We start from the raw sequence: 653 nt of genomic DNA, 5'->3' as shown, positions 1-653 counted from the left end.
TCATGGGATAGAATTGTCTATTTGTATGAAAAAATTTTTTTTGAAATTTAATTTTAGTATATTTGTTTACGAAAATAATTAGGAGACAAGGTATGGAAGATAAGAGCAAATTAAGAGAACTTCAACTTTTAGAATTAGAAGCATTATTCGAATTAAGACAATTTTGTAAAAAAAATAATATGGATTTTTTTTTACGTGGGGGAAGCGTCATGGGAGCGGTAAAATATAAAGGTTTTGTTCCATGGGATGACGATGCTGATGTAGCAATACCGCGAAAAGACTATGATGATTTGATTGAGTTGGCATCAAATAGAGAATGGTCTAAAAAGTTTAATATTTTAAGTTATAAAACTAATCCCGAAATACATTGCTATTTTCCAAGAGTGCTGTTAAAAGAGGAAATACGAATTAAGATGGATTTACCTAAAAACAATAATCTAGGATTAACGGTCGTAGATATATTACCTTTAGATGGTACACCGAATTCAAAATTTGTACGTAATCTTTATTTTTTTCAAATATATATATATCGTGCTTTGGCAGGTGTATGGACGATGGGAAATAATGAAACTGTCAATACTGTCTCTTATACACATCTAGATGTGTATAAGAGACAGGTGTTAAATAGTTATAAATAGAAAGCTGAATGAATA

The 653-nt window shown here is 29.6% G+C and carries 1 protein-coding gene; it reads left to right on the top strand.

Annotated elements, in window-relative coordinates:
- Window positions 1-92 precede the first annotated feature (92 nt).
- Entirely contained in the window at window positions 93-638 is a 546-nt protein-coding gene (locus A5868_RS12465) for a LicD family protein (protein WP_087654167.1), read from the top strand.
- Window positions 639-653 lie beyond the last annotated feature (15 nt).

The organism is Enterococcus sp. 12F9_DIV0723, assembly GCF_002174375.1.
Lineage (GTDB): Bacteria > Bacillota > Bacilli > Lactobacillales > Enterococcaceae > Enterococcus_A > Enterococcus_A gilvus.
This window is presented reverse-complemented; position numbering and strand designations above follow the sequence as displayed.